This is a genomic window from Vibrio sp. 2096 (genome assembly GCF_033339595.1).
Taxonomy (GTDB): domain Bacteria; phylum Pseudomonadota; class Gammaproteobacteria; order Enterobacterales; family Vibrionaceae; genus Vibrio; species Vibrio alginolyticus.
This window is the reverse complement of the sequence record NZ_JAWOUX010000002.1, coordinates 136,887-155,902: the sequence shown is the minus strand read 5'-3', so window position 1 is coordinate 155,902 and position 19,016 is coordinate 136,887. Positions and strand designations below refer to the sequence as shown.

At 44.2% G+C, this 19,016-nt stretch carries 14 protein-coding genes and 1 tRNA gene; 7 read left to right on the top strand and 8 right to left on the bottom strand.

Going from position 1 to position 19,016, the window contains the following annotated elements; translation table 11 throughout:
* Nucleotides 1-82 precede the first annotated feature (82 nt).
* Both R7Q41_RS03980 and R7Q41_RS03975 read left to right on the top strand, forming a co-directional pair.
* Nucleotides 83-1,411: a sphingomyelin phosphodiesterase gene (locus tag R7Q41_RS03980; RefSeq protein ID WP_047100810.1), complete on the top strand. Its 1,329-nt coding sequence runs from the start codon at nucleotides 83-85 to the stop codon at nucleotides 1,409-1,411.
* Nucleotides 1,408-2,364 carry a hypothetical protein gene (locus R7Q41_RS03975; RefSeq protein WP_054575121.1) on the top strand — a complete coding sequence of 319 codons (957 nt, stop codon included), beginning with the start codon at nucleotides 1,408-1,410 and terminating at the stop codon, nucleotides 2,362-2,364. The genes R7Q41_RS03980 and R7Q41_RS03975 overlap by 4 nt, the downstream gene beginning before the upstream one ends.
* 84 nt (nucleotides 2,365-2,448) lie before the next feature.
* Here the strand turns inward: R7Q41_RS03975 and trpS are convergent, their stop codons facing one another.
* The gene (trpS, locus tag R7Q41_RS03970) at nucleotides 2,449-3,471 is read right to left on the bottom strand and encodes a tryptophan--tRNA ligase (protein WP_025766897.1); all 1,023 of its coding nucleotides are present in this window, start codon (nucleotides 3,469-3,471) and stop codon (nucleotides 2,449-2,451) included.
* 601 nt (nucleotides 3,472-4,072) lie between these two features.
* Between trpS and R7Q41_RS03965 the strand changes: the two genes are divergently transcribed.
* Entirely contained in the window at nucleotides 4,073-5,029 is a 957-nt protein-coding gene (locus R7Q41_RS03965; protein WP_025766898.1) for an AEC family transporter, read from the top strand.
* Between the two features lie 44 nt (nucleotides 5,030-5,073).
* On the opposite strand, the gene R7Q41_RS03960 is transcribed toward R7Q41_RS03965, so the two are convergent.
* From R7Q41_RS03960 to R7Q41_RS03945, 4 genes are all read right to left on the bottom strand, one after another.
* The gene (locus R7Q41_RS03960) at nucleotides 5,074-5,529 is read right to left on the bottom strand and encodes a MarR family winged helix-turn-helix transcriptional regulator (RefSeq protein ID WP_017635039.1); all 456 of its coding nucleotides are present in this window, start codon (nucleotides 5,527-5,529) and stop codon (nucleotides 5,074-5,076) included.
* Nucleotides 5,530-5,716: 187 nt separating this feature from the next.
* Nucleotides 5,717-8,878, bottom strand: coding sequence for an efflux RND transporter permease subunit (locus tag R7Q41_RS03955; RefSeq protein WP_318144368.1), 3,162 nt, complete (start codon nucleotides 8,876-8,878; stop codon nucleotides 5,717-5,719).
* Between the two features lie 2 nt (nucleotides 8,879-8,880).
* Nucleotides 8,881-10,020 carry an efflux RND transporter periplasmic adaptor subunit gene (locus R7Q41_RS03950; protein WP_017635040.1) on the bottom strand — a complete coding sequence of 380 codons (1,140 nt, stop codon included), beginning with the start codon at nucleotides 10,018-10,020 and terminating at the stop codon, nucleotides 8,881-8,883.
* A gap of 465 nt (nucleotides 10,021-10,485) precedes the next feature.
* On the bottom strand, nucleotides 10,486-12,123 hold the full coding sequence (locus R7Q41_RS03945) for a methyl-accepting chemotaxis protein (protein WP_005378266.1): 1,638 nt from the start codon (nucleotides 12,121-12,123) through the stop codon (nucleotides 10,486-10,488).
* 774 nt (nucleotides 12,124-12,897) lie between these two features.
* On the opposite strand from R7Q41_RS03945, the gene R7Q41_RS03940 reads away from it, so the two are divergent.
* A complete protein-coding gene (locus R7Q41_RS03940) occupies nucleotides 12,898-13,887 on the top strand; it encodes a Solitary outer membrane autotransporter beta-barrel domain (RefSeq protein ID WP_017820055.1) in 990 nt (329 codons plus the stop codon).
* Between the two features lie 5 nt (nucleotides 13,888-13,892).
* Here the strand turns inward: R7Q41_RS03940 and R7Q41_RS03935 are convergent, their stop codons facing one another.
* Entirely contained in the window at nucleotides 13,893-14,141 is a 249-nt protein-coding gene (locus R7Q41_RS03935) for a hypothetical protein (RefSeq protein ID WP_005378271.1), read from the bottom strand.
* An 816-nt stretch (nucleotides 14,142-14,957) separates the two neighbouring features.
* Here R7Q41_RS03935 and R7Q41_RS03930 point away from each other — a divergent pair.
* The 3 genes from R7Q41_RS03930 (at nucleotide 14,958) to R7Q41_RS03920 (ending at nucleotide 17,762) form a co-directional block, all read left to right on the top strand.
* Nucleotides 14,958-16,289 (top strand): cytochrome ubiquinol oxidase subunit I, encoded by a 1,332-nt coding sequence (locus tag R7Q41_RS03930; protein WP_318144367.1) that lies wholly within the window; start codon nucleotides 14,958-14,960, stop codon nucleotides 16,287-16,289.
* 2 nt (nucleotides 16,290-16,291) lie between these two features.
* Nucleotides 16,292-17,284 carry a cytochrome d ubiquinol oxidase subunit II gene (locus R7Q41_RS03925; protein ID WP_017820054.1) on the top strand — a complete coding sequence of 331 codons (993 nt, stop codon included), beginning with the start codon at nucleotides 16,292-16,294 and terminating at the stop codon, nucleotides 17,282-17,284.
* Between the two features lie 349 nt (nucleotides 17,285-17,633).
* On the top strand, nucleotides 17,634-17,762 hold the full coding sequence (locus R7Q41_RS03920) for a hypothetical protein (RefSeq protein ID WP_005378275.1): 129 nt from the start codon (nucleotides 17,634-17,636) through the stop codon (nucleotides 17,760-17,762).
* Nucleotides 17,763-18,035: 273 nt separating this feature from the next.
* Here the strand turns inward: R7Q41_RS03920 and R7Q41_RS03915 are convergent.
* Both R7Q41_RS03915 and R7Q41_RS03910 read right to left on the bottom strand, forming a co-directional pair.
* Nucleotides 18,036-18,123 (bottom strand) — tRNA-Ser (locus R7Q41_RS03915).
* A 144-nt stretch (nucleotides 18,124-18,267) separates the two neighbouring features.
* Complete coding sequence (locus R7Q41_RS03910) at nucleotides 18,268-18,717, bottom strand: L-alanine exporter AlaE (RefSeq protein ID WP_054575116.1); 450 nt, start codon at nucleotides 18,715-18,717, stop codon at nucleotides 18,268-18,270.
* Nucleotides 18,718-19,016 lie beyond the last annotated feature (299 nt).

Genomic DNA, 19,016 nt, shown 5'->3' with positions numbered 1-19,016 from the left:
CTTAGATGTCATCCATATTTAACGTGCAAGTAACATTTATAAACAAGAATGATTACTCTAGTTCAAATGATGGAAAAATAAGATGAAATTTTCGCAGTGGAGCCTTTTATTAAGTAGCTTGATAGCGTTACCCAGCATTGCAGATACCGACGTTTACCTAACGAATAACTCTGATCAACCGTTAACTATTCAAGTAAAACATGAAGGTAGTGATTTGCTTCAATACGGAGACGAGTGGCAACAACATGTGCAGGTACTTGGTCCGTGGGAAACTAAATCTGTATTAAGCTTCAACCGCTGGGAGGGCGTGAAATCAAATCAAACTTACCGTTTTGAAACGGTGGTTTCTAGCCCCGAAGGTGAAAGCATAACACTCAATCAAATAATGGAAGGCCATTGGTACAATTCGACCATTGAATACGGCTTATCCGCAGCCGATGTCGAGTTATCTCTCAAAGATGATCGTAACATTCATCGTGCCAACACTAACGCTTTTGGTACGAGAGAAACCGAACTGGCATTTAAGTCAGACAGTACCGCTCGATATGATGATCTTTACTACACCATCACGCCAAGCAAGGTAGCGGAGTCTGTCGACAACGAAGAACAAAACCTTAAGTTGATGACTTATAACATCTGGGCGTTGACGGCTATTGCATCGCACATTGGAGATCGTTACGAACTGATTCCTCAACATGTAAAAGGTTACGATGTTTTGGCGCTGCAAGAGGTGTTTGCCAGCGGCCGTGAAGCATTCTTACGTGAGTTAGCCAAGGAATATCCTTACCAAACAAAGATGTTAGATAAAGAAGGCGTTAATATTCATGATGGTGGCGTAATCATAGTTAGTCGCTACCCTATCGTGAATGAAGCGCAATATGTCTTTCCCGATTGCTCTGGTACAGACTGCTTTGCCGATAAAGGCGTAAATTATGCGGAAATAATTAAAGGTGGTCAGGCTTACCATGTGTTTGCTACCCATACCGCATCTTTCGATACAGACACCGCCCGTGAGTATCGTCAGCGCCAGTTCAAACAAATCCGCGCACTCGCCCAATCTCTTGACATTCCTTCGAGCGAAACTGTGGTATACAGCGGCGACTTTAACGTAAACAAAAGAAAGTTCCCTGGTGACTACCAACAAATGATCGCTAACTTAAGTGCCATAGAGCCTCACTACTCTGGTTACACGGAGTCAACCTTTGATCCCCGTATCAATAACTTCGCAGGTGAAGCGTTATCAGGTGGCGAAAACGTGGAATACCTTGACTATGTTATGGTGAGTAGTGAATACGGGGTGAAATCATTCAATGACAACCGTGTAGACGTGCCGCGCACAACCGCAGAGAGTTTATGGAAACACTATAACCTTTCTGACCATTTCCCAGTAAGCGCAACAATCAAGCCATGAAGAAAATCGCTTTGATAATCATGTCCGCCATTATGGCGGGCATGATATTTTTAACTTTCAGTCACGATGTTCAAAAAGAAGAGCTCGCTTCCTCTCCTTCCCCTAAGACAAAAAATCAGAGTGTCTCCAGTACATCACCACAAACAAGCAGCATCGTGCCCGATACAGATACTTCACCACAAACAGCTAAGCTCCCTTCCACAGTTCAAATAACGACTGAGCGATTAACTCAACTCAAAGGCAGGAAACTTGTCGCCCAACTTGAGACGTTTTGGCAAGAGTGTATGTTGAACCGTAGTTGTGAAGAGCAGGTCGCCTTGTTTGAGGCGCATTTATCTTCAGCTCGATTCCAGCTTTTGGCGAACTACCCTCAGCTCAGCAGCCAATGGCAAGAGAGTGTAGGAAATTTGTTATTTGATGAGCAGCAATCACTGGCGTCGCGTATTGCACAGCTGAAGAACGAAGCAAGACGCATCTGGGGAGAATTGGCTGATGTTGTTTTCGCGGATGAGTTCGCGCTGTACGATTTCAACTTAGAAGCCCAAAAGCTGGACACTCAAAGCCCAGATAACTTTTTGCGAGCTTTCGAGCAACTCACCATTGACTGGCAAGAACATGCAGGTGCTATCGGGCTAACAAGCGACCAGGAAAAATATGAGCGTGCGGTCACCCTGATTCCTAATAGTATAAGCCTACCAGATCGCTTGGCGCTCATCGCAGAGCTAGAACGAACTTACTTAACGAAAGAAGAAAGTAAAAACATTCATGCTCGTCAGCAGCAAATTACAGAGCAAAAAAAACGAGTCAAAGATTATCAACAAGCATTACAGCAACTTGAGTCCAAACTAAGAACGCAAAGAGCCTCTAGCCATTCACATTTGTCAGAACCGGAATGGCAAAGCTATTACCAACAAGAAGTCGCGGATTTTCGTCGTGAATTTTTTTCTTCTTAATAATGCGCTTTGACTGACTGGGAACTTAAAAAGGCACGTTGCTAACCAGCCGTCGTGCCTTATGTTCAACTCTCTACTTTTAATTCAGAACAAATTTAAACCAAATACATCTTTCACATCAAATAGCACTTTTTCGGTTTTCTCGCGAGAACGCTCACTACCTTGTTTTAAAATATCAATCAGCTGCGCTTTATCATTCAAATACATAGCGCGCTTTTCTCGAATAGGGCGAAGCATCTCTTGTAAGCATTCTTCTAACACTTTCTTGGTCAAACCATCACCTAATCCACCTCGTCGATAATGGTCTTTTAGCTGTTCGACATAATTTTTATCAGGATGAAAAGCATCGAGGTAGATGAATACAATATTCCCTTCGACTTGGCCAGGGTCCTCAATTTTCAGATGATTGGGATCGGTATACATAGATTTCACTGCCGCGGAAATCTCCTTTTCGGAGGCGCCTAAGTTGATTGCGTTCCCCATGCTTTTAGACATCTTATTTTTACCGTCAGTACTCGGCAAACGAGGTGCATCGCTAAGTAATGGACGGCATTCCCTAAGAACCTCTTTTCCACCCAGGTGGTTTATTTTTCTCACGATTTCATTAGTTTGCTCTAACATCGGCAGCTGGTCATCACCCACTGGTACTAGCGTCGCATGAAACCCCGTAATATCAGCAGCTTGAGAAATTGGATACGTTAAAAAGCCTGCGGGAATAGAGCGTTCAAAGCCTTTACTTTGAATCTCATTTTTAACCGTAGGGTTTCGCTCTAATCGTGCGATAGAAACAAGATTACTGTAATACATTGTCAACTCGGCTAACGCTGGAATTTGAGACTGCAACGTGATCGTCGTTTGAGCGGGGTTGATACCAACAGCCAAATAATCTGCAACGACATTGAGAATATTAGAGGATACCTTTGATGGGTTATGCGCGTTATCCGTCAGCCCTTGCATGTCCGCAACCAAGATCGTTTGCTCGTGCTCCGTTTGCAATTTGACTCGTTGTTGCAATGAACCAATATAGTGCCCGAGGTGTAATGGACCTGTTGCTCGATCTCCGGTAAGTATAATTTCACGCTGAGATGTATTTTTATGGCTATTCATATTTGTCTCCAAGTATTTAATAGATCGCTACTGGAGATAAAAAGATCAAACACTCTTAGCTACCATCCAGCAGCTTAAGAATGTAAGTATTCCGCGCCGCTCTATTTAGAGCGCCACCAAGAGAAGGTTGTTAATGAAGGGCGAACGTGTATTTTCATGTTTTTTAAACTAACAGCACACACCGCAGAACTCAATCTGTTTTGTACTGAATTAGTGTGAGTGTTCCAACAGCCAATTAAGAGGATTACATTGGTAAAGACATCGCAATGACCAAAACCGCACCAAATACCGAACCAGAGACAAACGCACACAGTACAGTTTTGTTGTGTTTCCTTTTCATTGATGAACTCCTATCCATAACTACGATGACCAGCCCTCACATCTAATACGCATGTGGATGCATCACGACAACGAGTTAACCAACATATCGCACGTAGGACCAGTACCGCTTTGTTAAATTGGGACCTCGTCCATAACTTGGAGTGTAAATGACTCCGGAACCTACAACAGAAGAAAATTTCATTACGTTACTGTCCTACCCTCCGGGTTTGTGGCTTAATAGGCAGCAGGAACACTTTTTTCTTTTGCTGCGGATACTTACATGGAAGCTGTTTTACATCAGTTGCAATTCTCTTTGTCGATAACCGGACCTATCTGTTTGATGTTGGTACTTGGCGTTCTTTTTAAGCGCTTTGGTCTAATCAACGATAATTTTATCGAAGTAGGCTCTAAGCTGGTGTTTCAAGTTACCTTGCCTGCGATGTTATTTGTCAGCATTGTGGCTTCAGAACACGACTTTTCCGCGGCAAGTGGATTCGTCAATTTCGGCGTCATCGCTAGTATTTCGTTTTTCATTTTCACCTACCTTTCCGTCAAACTTCTGTTCAAAGCATCGCCTGACCAAGGCGTTCTCATCCAAGGTGGGTTCCGAGCAAATACAGGTATTATTGGTATCGCTTACGTTGCCAATGCGTATGGTTCTCAAGGTGTGGCGCTAGCAGCGCTCTATGTCGCGGTCACCACATTTATTTATAACGTCCAAGCGGTAATTTGCTTATCGCCCAAGGGGGCAACGTCTGCCTCGCAAGCAGCAAAGATGATGGGCCGAACACTGACTAGGAATCCGCTCATAATCTCCATTGTTCTAGGAATGGCTTTTTATTTACTCGCTATTCCAGTACCGAATGTGGTTATTGACGCAGGAGACTACTTGTCCAAAATGACATTGCCTTTGGCGCTGTTGTGTACGGGTGGCTCACTTGACTTTAGCTTGATGAGAAAAGAGAAAGGTCCATCTTGGTTTGCGAGCAGTTACAAGCTCATCGTAGCGCCAGTCATCATCACCATGGGAGCTTACTTAGTAGGGTTTCGAGGAATTGAGCTAGGTATTCTTTTCTTTATGAACGCCTCTCCAGTCGCAGCTGCCAGCTATGTCATGGCGCGTTCCATGGGAGGCAATGCCACGTTAGCTGCAAATATCATCGCACTCACTACGGTGCTTTCTACCGTGACCTGTACGTTGGGCATCCTATTTCTTAAGTTCTACAGCTTAATATAATTGGTCCGCGATAAAATAAAAACGCTAAACGGCATTGATGTCAGTTACTGGTCGTGATTCGCAAAAGTGAGCTTTCTTACCAGACGAAAAAATTCACTCGCTTCAGATTCCGACAAACAAGAAAAAAACTCTTTCTGTAAATTCGTCATGATTTGATGAACTTGCTTTAAAGCATTTGCTCCCTCTTTTGTCATGCTTAGCATTTTAAGGCGCTGATTCGATTTACTTTTAGAAACTTGAACAAACCCTCTCTTTTCCAGATTGTCCACCATCCGCTTTGCTACACTTCGCTCAGTTCGAACCGCATCAGCCAACGCTTGCTGGCTCATAGGTTGAAATTCTTCTAAAGCGGCCAGTGCACTTGCCATTTCTAGTGTCATCAAATTTTGCCGAGACAGCTCGGCTTGGGCACGATTGCGGTACATGCGCTGCATCACACCGCAGACAAACATAGGGCTTTGATCCAAAACGGAAATTGGGGAAATTTTCTGATCTTTCATCGTCGTTTTTCTTCTTTAGGCTTTCATTCGGCCGAAAAGGCTGTGCTGATACTGCACACAACACGCCGTCTTTCAGGCTCGCGTCATAGACGGTAACCACCAAGTGAAAACATAAAATAAAGAGCGCCGAAGCGCCCTTTAATCGTGTTTATTATCACTAGTATAACTCAGTTAAAACAACCAAGTCCTACTCGCTTTGCTGAGTGGGTTTAGTGCTGGTCTCAGACAACTCTGCCTCCGACTCTTTTCTCGCACGTCGATCAAACAATCGCTCAACCACTACAAAGAAGATTGGGACGAAGAATATACCCAATATCGTGGCACTGATCATGCCACCAAGTACGCCGGTACCTACTGCGTTTTGACCTGCCGATCCCACACCTGAACTGATAGCAAGTGGTACCACACCCAAACCAAAAGCAAGCGATGTCATGATAATTGGGCGCAGACGAACGCGAACAGCATGTAAGGTTGCTTCGATAAGCCCAGCGCCTTTCTCATAGTAGTCCTTTGCAAACTCAACAATCAGAATGGCGTTTTTGGTTGCCAAGCCGACCGTAGTTAATAAGCTCACCTGGAAGAACACATCGTTATCCATACTGCGCGTCATTACCGCAAGCACAGCACCAAGCACACCAAGAGGAACAACTAACACCACGGCGAAAGGTACTGACCAACTTTCATACAAAGCGGCAAGAACTAAGAATACGACGAGGATAGATAGCGCATATAGCATCGGCGCTTGGTTTCCGGAAAGGCGCTCTTCATACGAAATACCATTCCAGTTCACCGTGAAACCTTCTGGTAGCTTTTCTACCATTGCTTCAATTTCTTCCATGGCTTCACCAGTACTTACACCAGGAGCTGCACCGCCTTGAATATTCATTGCTGGCAAACCATCAAAGCGCTGCAAAAGAGGAGAACCATATGTCCACTCGCCACTCGCAAAAGCAGAGAAAGGCACCATCTCTCCCTTAGAGTTGCGTACGTACCATGAATCGAAGTCTTTTGGCTGCATGCGGTATTCCGCATCACTTTGCACCATCACTTTCTTCACACGACCGCGGTCAATATAATCGTTAATGTAAGCCCCGCCCCATGCAGCTGACAGGATTTGGTTTACGTCATTGATACTGACATCCAAAGCACGAAGTTTGACGTGGTCAATGTTCACTTTGTACATTGGCGCATCTGCCTGACCGTTTGGACGAACACCGACAAGTTTCGGGTTTTGTGCTGCCATGCCCAGAAGTTGCCCTTGAGCCGCAACTAATGCATCGTGCCCTTTATTCAACGAGTCTTGGAGATAGAAATCGAAACCTGTCGAGTTACCTAGCTCTTGAATCGCTGGAGGGGCGAACGCAAACACCAAAGCTTCTTTAATGGTAGAGAAGTACCCCATCGCTCGGCCCGTAATGGAAGCCGCATCAGCGCCAGGCGCTTCACGCTCAGACCAATCTTTCAGGCCGATAAATGCCATCCCCATGTTTTGGCCTTGACCTGCGAAACTAAAGCCCGCAACAGAGAAGACGGATTTTACATTGTCTTTTTCGTCTACTAGGTAAAAGTCACGCATTTTCTCAAGTGTTTTTTCCGTCTGTTCTTGTGTTGAGTTAGGCGGCAAAATAGCCATTGAGAATACTGTGCCTTGGTCTTCATCTGGCAAAAATGACGTTGGAAGGTTCATAAATAACCAGCCAGCACCTGCACTCATTGCCAAAAATACAACCAACATGCGACCTGTGCGTTTTAGAAGTTTGGCAACGCCGGTTTCATAGCCTGCTGTCATCGCATCAAACTTGCGGTTAAACCAGCCAAAGAAGCCTTTCTTCTCTAGAAGCTCAGCATCGCCTTTTTTCAGCAACGTAGCGCACAATGCCGGAGTCAGAATTATCGCAACCAAAACGGAAAGCGTCATAGCCGCCACAATAGTTATCGAGAACTGACGGTAAATAACCCCGGTAGAACCAGGCATAAACGCCATAGGGACGAATACCGCTGAAAGCGTCAACCCCACACCAATCAGGGCACCAGTGATCTGCCCCATCGATTTTTTGGTCGCTTCTTTGGGCTCTAAACCATCTTCATGCATCACACGCTCGACGTTTTCCACCACAACGATGGCATCATCCACCAGCAAACCGATAGCCAGAACCATCGCGAACATGGTTAACGTGTTTACGCTAAATCCAGTCGCGTACAAAATAGCGAAGGTTCCGAGCAATACGACAGGCACTGCGATCGTTGGAATGATCGTCGCACGGAAGTTCTGCAAGAACAGGTACATGATTAAGAACACAAGAAGAATAGCTTCTAATAGCGTTTTAACCACTTCTTGAATCGAGGCTTTGACGAATGGTGTTGTTTCAAATGGGTAAGCAATCTGCAACCCTTCTGGGAACGTTGCACTCAGTTGTTCTAAGCGCTCTTTTACCGCATTGGCTGTCTCAAGCGCGTTTGCGCCAGTACCTAATGAAATACCTAACCCCGATGCTGGGAAGCCATTATATTGGCCTCGAATATCATAACTTTCTGCACCACGCTCAACGCGAGCTACATCTTTCAAATAAACATTCGAACCACTGGCGTCGGACTTAAGAATGATGTCTTGGAACTCTTCTACACTGGTCAAACGACTTGCAGAAGAAATCGTAGCATTCAACAACTGACCCTCCTGCGCAGGTGCCGCACCAAGTTGACCTGAAGAAACTTGCGCGTTCTGTTCACTGATTGCATTTGCTACGTCGATCGCGGTCAAGTTGAATTGCGTAAGCTTAAATGGATCCAGCCAAACTCGCATCGCATACTGCGCACCAAACGCCTGCACTTGTCCTACGCCAGTTACACGACTTATCGGGTCTTGAATATTCGTTACAACAAAGTCGCCGATATCGTTTTCTGTAAAGTCAGGATCTTCAGAATAAACTGCGACAACCATGAGAAATGCCGTATTGGATTTATTGACGACAATACCTTGGTTTTGTACCTCCATCGGCAATGAAGTCAATGCCAATTGCAGTTTGTTCTGCACCTGTACTTGCGCGATATCAGGATCAGCTTCGCTATCAAACGTCAGGGTAATTGTCGCATTACCAAATGCATCACTGCTCGATGATAGGTAGCGAAGGTAATCTAATCCTGTCATGTTTTGCTCGATAACCTGCGTTACCGAGTCTTCAACGGTTTTTGCTGATGCACCTGGATAGCGAGCACTGATGGTGATCGTCGTCGGTGAAATCGTTGGGTATTGCGAGACGGGTAAATTGAATAATGACATTACCCCCGCCAACATCGTTAGAATCGCGAGAACCCAAGCAAATACCGGACGATCGATAAAAAATCGTGCCATGATTACTCCTGTTCACCGTTTTGGATAGTTACCGAACTGCCTGGCCCTACCTTTTGTAAACCGGCGGTAATGACTTTATCACCCGCGTTCAAACCATCAATAATGCGCCATTGGCTATTGATCGCTTCGGCAGTCTTCACTGGTTTCGCTTCCACTTTGTTCTCGCCATTAACCGTCATCACTGTCGCTTTACCTGTCGCATCACGAGATACCGTATTTTGTGGTATTAGAATCGCATCAGGGTCGACACCAGTAATGACCGTCGCACGAACAAACATTCCAGGTAGCAACAAACCGTCAGGGTTTGGGAATTCGGCACGAAGCGTCACGCTGCCCGTACTTTCGTTCACATTGACCTCAGTAAATTTCATTGTGCCTTTGTGTTCGTAAGTGCTGCCATCTTCAAGCATCAATGTAACTTGCGCAGAGTCATCTTCTTGCATATGGCCTTGGGAGAGTGATGCTTTCAAACGCAGCAGTTGCGCGGATGATTGCACAATATCAACATTGATAGGGTCAAGCTGCTGAATGGTCGCTAATTTGGCAGCTTGGTTAGCCGTAACCAACGCACCCGCTGTCACACTCGATTTACCGATCACCCCGCTAATCGGAGCTTTGACTTGCGTATAATCTAAGTTGATTTTTGCTGTGTTGATCTTGGCTTTTGCGACTAGGACCTGCGCTTTCGCTTCTTTGTATGCCGCTTCTGCTTCATCCAAGTCTTGTTGGCTGATGGATTTTTTGGTGATCAAGGTTCTGTAACGCTTCACCGTGGCATAGGTCGACTCTGCCGCAGCTTGCGCACGGATTAATTCCGCTTCAGCGCTCAGCAAATCCGCCTGAAATGATGAATCATCAATTTGATATAGCGACTGTCCTTGTTCAACAAGGCCACCTTCAACAAAATTTCGCTCCGAAATAATGCCAGTGACTTGCGGACGAACTTCTGCTTCTTTGAATGCTCTGCTACGACCCGGCAACTCTACTGTCAATGCTTGGCGCGTTGGCTGCACTGTTAACACTTCTACTTCGGTTACGGGCGCAGGCCCCCCACCTTGGCTCGATCCTTCTTCGCTAGGTTGACATCCAACCACAAAAAGGCTCGACGCAATCAGCAGAGATAGCGTGGTTTTACGTCTCATGAATTTTTCTCTCTTATCTACCGACAAGCCTTCAAGATTCCTTATTAAAAGCTTCTAGAATGACTTAATAATGACTAATGGATGTATATCCAGAACAAATTAATTAGGATGATAAATACCCAGTGTTGTACATACAACAAAATTTACAGTTCTATACGCTTACGAAAAACGTTTATGGTAAAGGTGTTATGAAGTTCTCAAATTTGAAGATTTTGGGTTGGAAATCACATTTTCCTGTGTGCAATTGCAATGGTTAAAAAGCAGCAAAAGTGATGATAAAAGCATCATCACGCTGTACAGAGTTTGTTACCGCTGTCTAGGGTTATTTGCCCACTCTGGTATACGAACTAAAGTGAGAAAGGAATGTAAATATAGTCGAAATTTCACAAGTCAGGTTCGCCACTTATCTAAAAAATAACCCGCTAAGAAGCGGGTTATTTCGTCAGTGAGATTGCTGTTCTCAGCTTATACTTTGAACTGACTGACCTGATGATCTAAACGTTGAGTTTGCTCTGACAACATGGCTAAAGAAGCTTGCGCTTGGTTTACGATTTCCACAATTGAAGTGCTACTGTCTGCAATGCCTTGTACGTTGCTATTTACTTCGTCACTTACTGTACTTTGCTGGCTCGCAGCCGTTGCAATGTGTGTATTCATCTCGTTCATACGTGAAATCGCGTTCAAGATTTCAGAAAGGGATTCACTCGCTCGGCCAGCGGACTTGATCGTTTCATCACTGCTATTTTGGCTACCGCGCATCACTTCTACAGCTTGTCCTGCACCAGATTGTAGCTTTTCAATCATGGTTTGGATTTCTCCCGTACTCTGTTGCGTACGACTGGCTAAAGAACGAACCTCGTCCGCTACCACAGCAAAGCCTCGCCCTTGCTCTCCAGCGCGAGCCGCTTCAATGGCTGCGTTAAGCGCTAATAAGTTTGTTTGCTCGGCAATACCACGAATTACATCCAGTACGGACGCAATGTTACTCACATCATGATCCAATGTGTTAATGACGTGGCTTGCGCTTTCGATTTCACTTGCGAGGCTGCGAATTGAGCTAACCGTTTGATCCAAAATAACATTGGTATTGGTAAGTTCATCATTCGCTGTTTGGCTCGCAACCGCGGCTTCGTTAGCGCTATCGCTTACATTTCTGCTGGTGACTTGCATTTCGTGCACTGCCGCCGCTACCGCCTCACTATCTTTTTGCTGAGAAACGGTCGAGTTCGCGATGGTCTTGGTCAACGAGCTAAGATTTGCCATTTCGTTACGTAGGGTATTTGAGCTTTCAATTACCTGAGCGACTGTCACTTGAATTTTGGACACAAACTGGTTAAATGCGTCTGCTAAATTGCCAATTTCGTCTTGTGTTTTTACATCGATTCGCTGACTTAGATCACCTTCACCGGACGCAATTTCTGTCATCGCATTTTTAATATCATTGATAGGCTTCACAACCGTTTGCAACAACAAAAACGCCATCGCAATAGCGGCCAGAATAACAATCACAATGCCCGCTTCAAGAATGAGTTCTGCTCTTGTTGCAGCCGCTGATATTTCGTCCTTCAATTGGCTTTGCTTTTCTTCTATTGCATCTTTTACAACGTTAAGCTGCGCTCTAACCTCGATAAATTGGTCTTCAAAGGTATGTTTGTGCTCATTGTAGTAACCACGCCATTGAGATTGAGGTAAACGTAGCATCGCCTCATAACTTGCTAACCATTTTTCACCCAAAGAGACAAGCGTTCGAACTTCATTACCATGTGTAGAAGGCGTCACACCGGCTTGCGATAGCTCAATCATTTGTTCCATACGCGGCAGCGCTTTGTATGCGTTGTCTTTGTATTCACCGATGTGGTGATCAATATCGGTTTGAGTATCAGAAAGAGCAACACCTTGGATTGCAGATGTAGCTTGGTAAAGATCGCGGTAAGCATCCTCAATCGTTAATAAGTTCGGCACGATCTGTTCGTTGAGTGTCTCACTCAATTCAGATTGCTTCCAACTTGTCATAACGTTTAATACAGAGCTCACAATAAACAATCCAATAATCAATGACAGCGGAATCACTATCTTCTGCTTGATCGTTAAGTTCTGGAACATGAATAGACTCTCTTTATTTATGGTATACAAACTGCCGGAAATTATATCAAACAAATAGAGTATACTATTAGGTAAAAGAGGCTATTCAACATGAAATCTAATGACTTTTTGACAAGGGTTCTAATTTCAACAATTAGTTGATTTTATACAAAATTTAACAAAGAGATCTTTTCAAAAGATGCAAATTAAAATGCTCTTTCAAAACGAAAAATATGTAACAGAAAGTGAATTAAAAGGGACCACATTTTGAAGAATAGATCGACTCAATGATTTACTGAGAACACATACAAAACACAGTTCTTGGATTGAGCACCACCGCGGAATATGCAAAGGTCCGAACATTTCTTCTAAAGCTCAAAAAAACCATTGTTTATCTGACGTATTTAAGGGGACTCCTTGATGATGTTAGTCGTGATGTTGGCAGACAGGATGCTTACAAGTTTTCGAAGTTAACCAGTAGCACAGTGAACGATTCAGATTTTCTTGAGCGCCAAGGCAATAAAAAAGTTTGCTATTTTCCTCTCAAGAGACGCATTAAAGAAAATAATGCAACCTAGTCACAAAGTCTTGCTACATCTTCAGAAAAGAATGATGTTGCTAAACAAATCTGGTGCAGCATACACATTGAAGCTAAACTCGTTTAAGGAACTTTTTCATATCAATATGAGAAAACATAGATTTCTCAAAGTTACACCGACCATTCAACGATTAAACTAATGTTAGCGTACCGGTACGTCCAAAAACTCCATGCATGAACCATTTGAAAGAGCCAAAATGTTCCAACCCAACTTCGCCTCAGTGGAGTGGCGAGTCGTTTCGCTCGCTCTCCTACTCTCTCTTCCTAACACAGCTCAAGCGGATCCACTAGATAAGGAAATTAGCAACCTTCTCCAACAACGTTTTTCTATCGCGGTTTTGCTGTCCGACACTGACGCAATTGCGTTTGGTATTGGCGACTTTGATCCGAATGCATTATTTGATACCGCCAACCCAGAGTTCGGGACTGACGAGTCAATCAATGAACGTCGAAGCAAATCCGTATATGTTCTCCCTTACACGACTAACTTTGACATAGAGGGCAGCGAGGACTTACATGAGCTGTCGTTTAAGGCATTTACGATACAAACAGAGAATGATCTCAAACTATTCGGCACAAGTAAGGATCTTCTCAAGGAAAGGACATACGGTGCATCGATTGGTTATGGGTATCTATACAAAGCAAGTGAAAACGTCACCCTTAGCACCAGAACGACGACTCACCTTATGCGTTATAAAAACTCATTCTCTACCGATAATAAACTTTCATCCATCATTGGAAGAATCCTAGACGGCCGTGCCGTTAACGTTTCAGCATGGGCGGCAATAGTTCAACCATCCATTAAAGCCAAATACACGTCTCCCACAATTTGGGGGAAATGGCATGCCAGTTCGACATTGAATTCATTCATTGGGCACAGCTGGGGAAGCGCAAATAACGGCAATATAGGCAACCCTAAAGGTTGGTACCTATCTAATGAAATCACCGGTTACTACAATATTTATCACGGTGAGCAGGCTTTATTTACCGGGATTAAAAGAGTCGACCTTTCGCATGATTTAAGCGATGAACTGGGAAGTCCGCATTACTACGAAGCTTCTATAGGATGGCTATTTTATGCACCAAAGCCCTTTGATTGGTTGGACAATTTCGGCATAGGCGTTAACTTCAACTACGGCTCGACTCTCAGAGGCGGCAGCATTCAGCTTTACTACAACAAACAATAAAGCCGTCAATACAGGAACCAGTTGGTAGCATATATAACAAGAAGAACGAGAAGACACAAAAGGAATGGCAGAGTTAGCGTCTTCGCAAACTTTTTCATGAGACTTGGGTTATCAAACACCACACCTTCCGCTTCTCTTACCCTTCGCTCTTCGTCAAAATGCCATTTAATGGCTAAGTAGGCTCCTATCCCTAATACAATAAGCTTAAAAGCTCCAGCAAAGTAAGGAAAGAAATTAGCCCAACTGTCATTCATTATCCATCTCCATCAAATTCAATATCAGCTTTGCGGTGGCAGAATCCAAAATTCATGTAGAATGCCCCCCTCAAAGTCAGACTCTCTGGCTAGCGCCAGTCTACTGCTCGAGATAGCTGTCCACAACTCTCTTTACCATATCGGCATTTATTAATTATTTAATAAATAACAAGAAAGACACTAGCACACTTGCTGAAAAGTAAGTGTCAGTTTGGATTGAAACTCATCAGGAATCGAAAATGGTCCGCAGTCGACTTGCTGATCTAGTGAAAGCCGAATTACCTAGCTTTAAATCGTTCGCTAGTATAAAAATGTAGCCTATCGCACTTCTGGTCGAGTCCTAACAAACTTATGATGCATATGTCATTAGCGGTGCAATTTTAAGTTTATCAATTAGCTAAAGTTTCCCACCTTAACTGTCAGTAAGCTTGCTGTGTTTGAGATGATCTCGACATGACTAGTGTATAAATAGTATGGAGGTTCAAAGTGAAGGCAAGGCAAATTTCCTTACTAAAAATATTGTTTTTGTAATTTTATTTCAGGATTATCGAAACCATCATAAGGATAATTCGAACTAATCTTAATCCATGCTCCTTCAGTTACATTTGCTTTCTTTTACTCACTTCTCGCGACTATTAGTGGCATTTTGAGACAATTTCCTACACTCCTTTCTTTCCCTTAGTTGATATAAATCATGGTTAGAAGAAAACAGAATCACCTGTATTTCTCGATACATGAATCCAAACTGCCCGACTTTTCGTAACTAAATTACAGATAGACACGATTTTTAGTATGGCACGTTTTTGAGGAACCAAGATGTTAGATACCCTCATGCTGTCGCGGATCCAGTTCGCGGCCAATATCAGCTTTCACATTCTCTCCCCGACCATCACCATCGCGTTGGCATGGATGTTGGTGTTTTTCAAGTGGCGATATAACCGCACCCAAGCCCCCGTATGGCTCGATGTTTATTACTTCTGGGTCAAGATATTCGCTCTTACTTTCGCCTTAGGTGTAGTATCCGGCATTACGATGAGTTTCCAGTTTGGTACCAACTGGCCAGGCTTTATGGAACGAGTCGGTAACGTAGCAGGACCATTGCTCGGATACGAAGTGATGACCGCCTTCTTTATGGAAGCCACCTTCCTTGGCGTGATGCTTTTTGGACGAGGACGAGTGCCGGAATGGGTTCATACTCTCGCCACCGTTCTGGTTGCTGTTGGGACAAGTATGTCCGCGTTTTGGATTCTAGTGCTTAACAGCTGGATGCACACACCAAGTGGCTATGAAGTGATTGACGGAATTGTACATGTAACCAGTTGGAAGGAAGTCATTTTCAATCCTTCTTTACCGTACCGTCTTCTGCACACGCTATTAGCATCGGCGCTGACTGCCAGCTTCTTGATTGCGGGTATCTCAGCTTATCAAATAATGAAAAAGCCAGATCACCGCTCAGCCAAACTTGGCCTAAAAGTCGCGCTGTTCGCGGCGGCTGGATTCATCCCAATTCAAATCTTTGTCGGTGACCTTCACGGGTTAAACACGCTTGAACATCAACCTGCAAAAATCGCAGCGATGGAAGGCGTGTGGGAGACCGAGCAAGGCGCGCCTCTTCTTCTGTTTGCGATGCCAAATGAAGAAACTCGCAGCAATGATTTTGAAGTGGGCATCCCAAAGCTGGCGAGTTTGATTCTTACGCATGACTTAGATGGGGAAATCCAAGGACTTAACGAGTTTGCACCTGACCACCCGCCAGTGAAGCCCTTGTTCTTTGGTTTCCGCGTGATGGTTGGTGTTGGTGTCCTTATGTTGCTTGTTAGCTGGTATGGCGCGGTGAAGCTAGCACGTAAAAAAGCGCTACCTAAACCTTACCTGTACACGGTATTAGCCATGACGTTCTCTGGTTGGATAGCCACACTGGCGGGTTGGTATGTTACTGAGATTGGTCGACAACCTTGGTTGGTCAGCGGTGTATTGCGAACATCCGAAGCCGTCACCACGGTTGCGAGCAGTAGCGTGATGACTTCGCTCATTATGTACTTAGCCATTTATGCTGCATTGCTGGTTGCGTACATCCATACCCTATTCTATTTGGCGCGCAAAGACGTTGCAGCCCATGAAGTCCCACTGACACAACAAGAGGCCTAATCATGCTCGACTATCTACCAGAAATTTATCTTCTGCTGCTTGGCTTCTCGGTCTTTATGTATGCCGTGCTCGACGGCTACGATCTTGGCGTCGGTATCCTTTTACCGAGTGATAATGAAGCGCAACGTGACCGAATGATAGCGTCTATCGGCCCTTTCTGGGATGCGAATGAAACGTGGTTGGTGTTAGCCGTCGGTATTCTGCTGATTGCCTTTCCTACTGCTCATAGCTTGATTTTGACGGAACTTTATATGCCGACCGCGATTATGCTTATCGCACTGATCATGCGTGGCGTGGCGTTCGACTTCCGAGCCAAAGCGAACTCGGATCATAAACCTCACTGGGATTGGTGCTTCAGAATTGGCTCGTTAGTCACCGCGCTAACCCAAGGCTACATGGTGGGTCGTTACATCATGGGATTTGAACAATCAACCGAAGCATTTGGCTTTGCTTGGTTAAGCGCACTTTGTGTAGCGGCGGCGTACGTTTACATCGGTGGCGCATGGTTAGTACTAAAAACGGAAGGTGATTTGCAAATACGCTCGGCCCGTTGGTCTCGCCGTGCTGGTTGGTTAGCAGCCTTAGGAATCTTGGTGGTTAGCGTTGTAAACCCAATTGTAAATCAACAAGTTGCCTTGCGTTGGTTCAGCTTCCCAGAAATCTTGTTGCTTGCCCCAGTTCCGTTAATTGTATTGGCAACCATCTTCCTAGTTGATCGCTATTTGCGTCAGGTTCCAATGGTGAATGATCTGGGTGTGCGCTGGCCTTTCTTTGGTGTCACTGTCATTTTCGCGTTGAGCTTTCTCGGGCTTGCGTATAGCTTCTTCCCAGAAGTTGTGCCGGGATTAATGACCGCACAACAAGCTGCCTCCTCGCCTGCGACGTTAATAATCGTGGGCTACGGTGTGATGATTGTTATGCCGGTGATATTGCTTTACACCTTTGTGGTATACCGGATCTTCAAAGGCAAAGCGACAGAACTTAGCTACAAGTAGGAAAGGGAATTCCTCAACAAAGCGCCGCTGCTCATGCGGCGTTTTTTTGCAGTACTCAACGACTAAAGTATCTACCCAAGGCGACTGAGTGGGAACGCTGAGAGAATGTAGCGGCAGCCAGTAGTTTGTTCCTAACTAGAACGAGATAACCGTTTCTCAACTATAGCGATACAGGCACAAAAACAGAAAGAATATTTGATGTTACAAAAGGTAGACCGCCACTTTAAAACGCTTTGAGTATTTTTTGCGCTCAATGTGGTGCAAGTATACTTATGCTTTTTATGACTTGTGAACACTCAATTGCATGTTATGTTGCTGTTGAAATCGTACATGAAATAAGGACAAGAACATGAAGATAAGATGCAAAACGACGCAAAGCATTGAAAAATTTAACCCTGATGACCTCAATCTAAACACAGATCTCTTTGGTATGATTGCTGTTGTATTCGTGTTCATGGCTGTTTTGCTTAGCATCTAGTAGCACTACGTTCATTCTCGTGGCCGTATTCATACCTCATGTGATATGGGTGCTAAATTCTAGATTAAAGCGGATGTGCTAACCCGCACCAATCAGATTATGGCTGCCTCTGTATAGCATCTTCAATTTTGGCGTTGTATAGAGGTGAGATGTGAATAGTTGGCTTGTAGATAGAATGGCGCTTGCACCTTGAGCACTCTTGTGTACTTTCAATTACGCATTACTTTAGTGTAGATACGAAAAAAGGCCTGACAAATCAGACCTTTTAGAATGTGGCGGTGAGTGAGAGATTCGAACTCTCGATACGTTGCCGTATACACACTTTCCAGGCGTGCTCCTTCAGCCACTCGGACAACTCACCGAATCAAATTTTGGTTAGCATCATTGGCTAACGAGGCGCTAATTTAATGATTATGTGCCTGATGGTCAAGGCTAAACATAAAAAAAAGCGCCCTTTTCGAATCGATTGCTCACTAAGTAACTAAATTGAGCAAAACTGGGGCATTTAGATGCTTTGAGAATAACCGGGAACACGGAACCAACGGCGGCACATGTCCAAGAAGTACCCATACAACACACCCATGCCACAAGAAATAACAGCGTTACTTGCTACTGCGGTCACAATTTGATCTGTAGATGCGCCAACTGCGAATAAGATACCCGCATAAACTGGAGATTGAAATAGTACATAAGCGACCAGATCAGAGATATTCTTCATAAAGGAAGACGGTGACACCTTACTACCTTGATGCAGCACCCAATCACGAAAAACCCCATACGGCCAAGCAATGGCGATATTCACTGGAATCGATAGCGTACGCGATGCTAGAGATTGCTCAAATGTCATCCCTGAAATCAAAATCTCGACAATCATCCCTGTGATAAAGCAAAAAACAACCATAGCAAAGGTATCCGCTGCGGCGTGACGAATACAAAATGGTCCACGAGACTTCATTTACAAAACCCTTAAAATCAAACACTGCAATTAATGAAAATAATAAAACTATTAACCACCAAAAAGACATCAAGCCAGTTAATGATGCAATTAGAACACACAAAAACTAGCTTATGGCTCTGTATTTAAAATTAAGTTGTAAATTTATAACCAACTTTTAAAGTAAAAGTAGTTTTTTTCACCAATGGCGAGTAAAAACGCCTAAAATCACGTAAAAATGGTACAAAAACACGGATTTCACTTACATAAAAAGGGGTTACGATAATTATTTTGACGTAAAGTTAGAACAAAACTCGGAC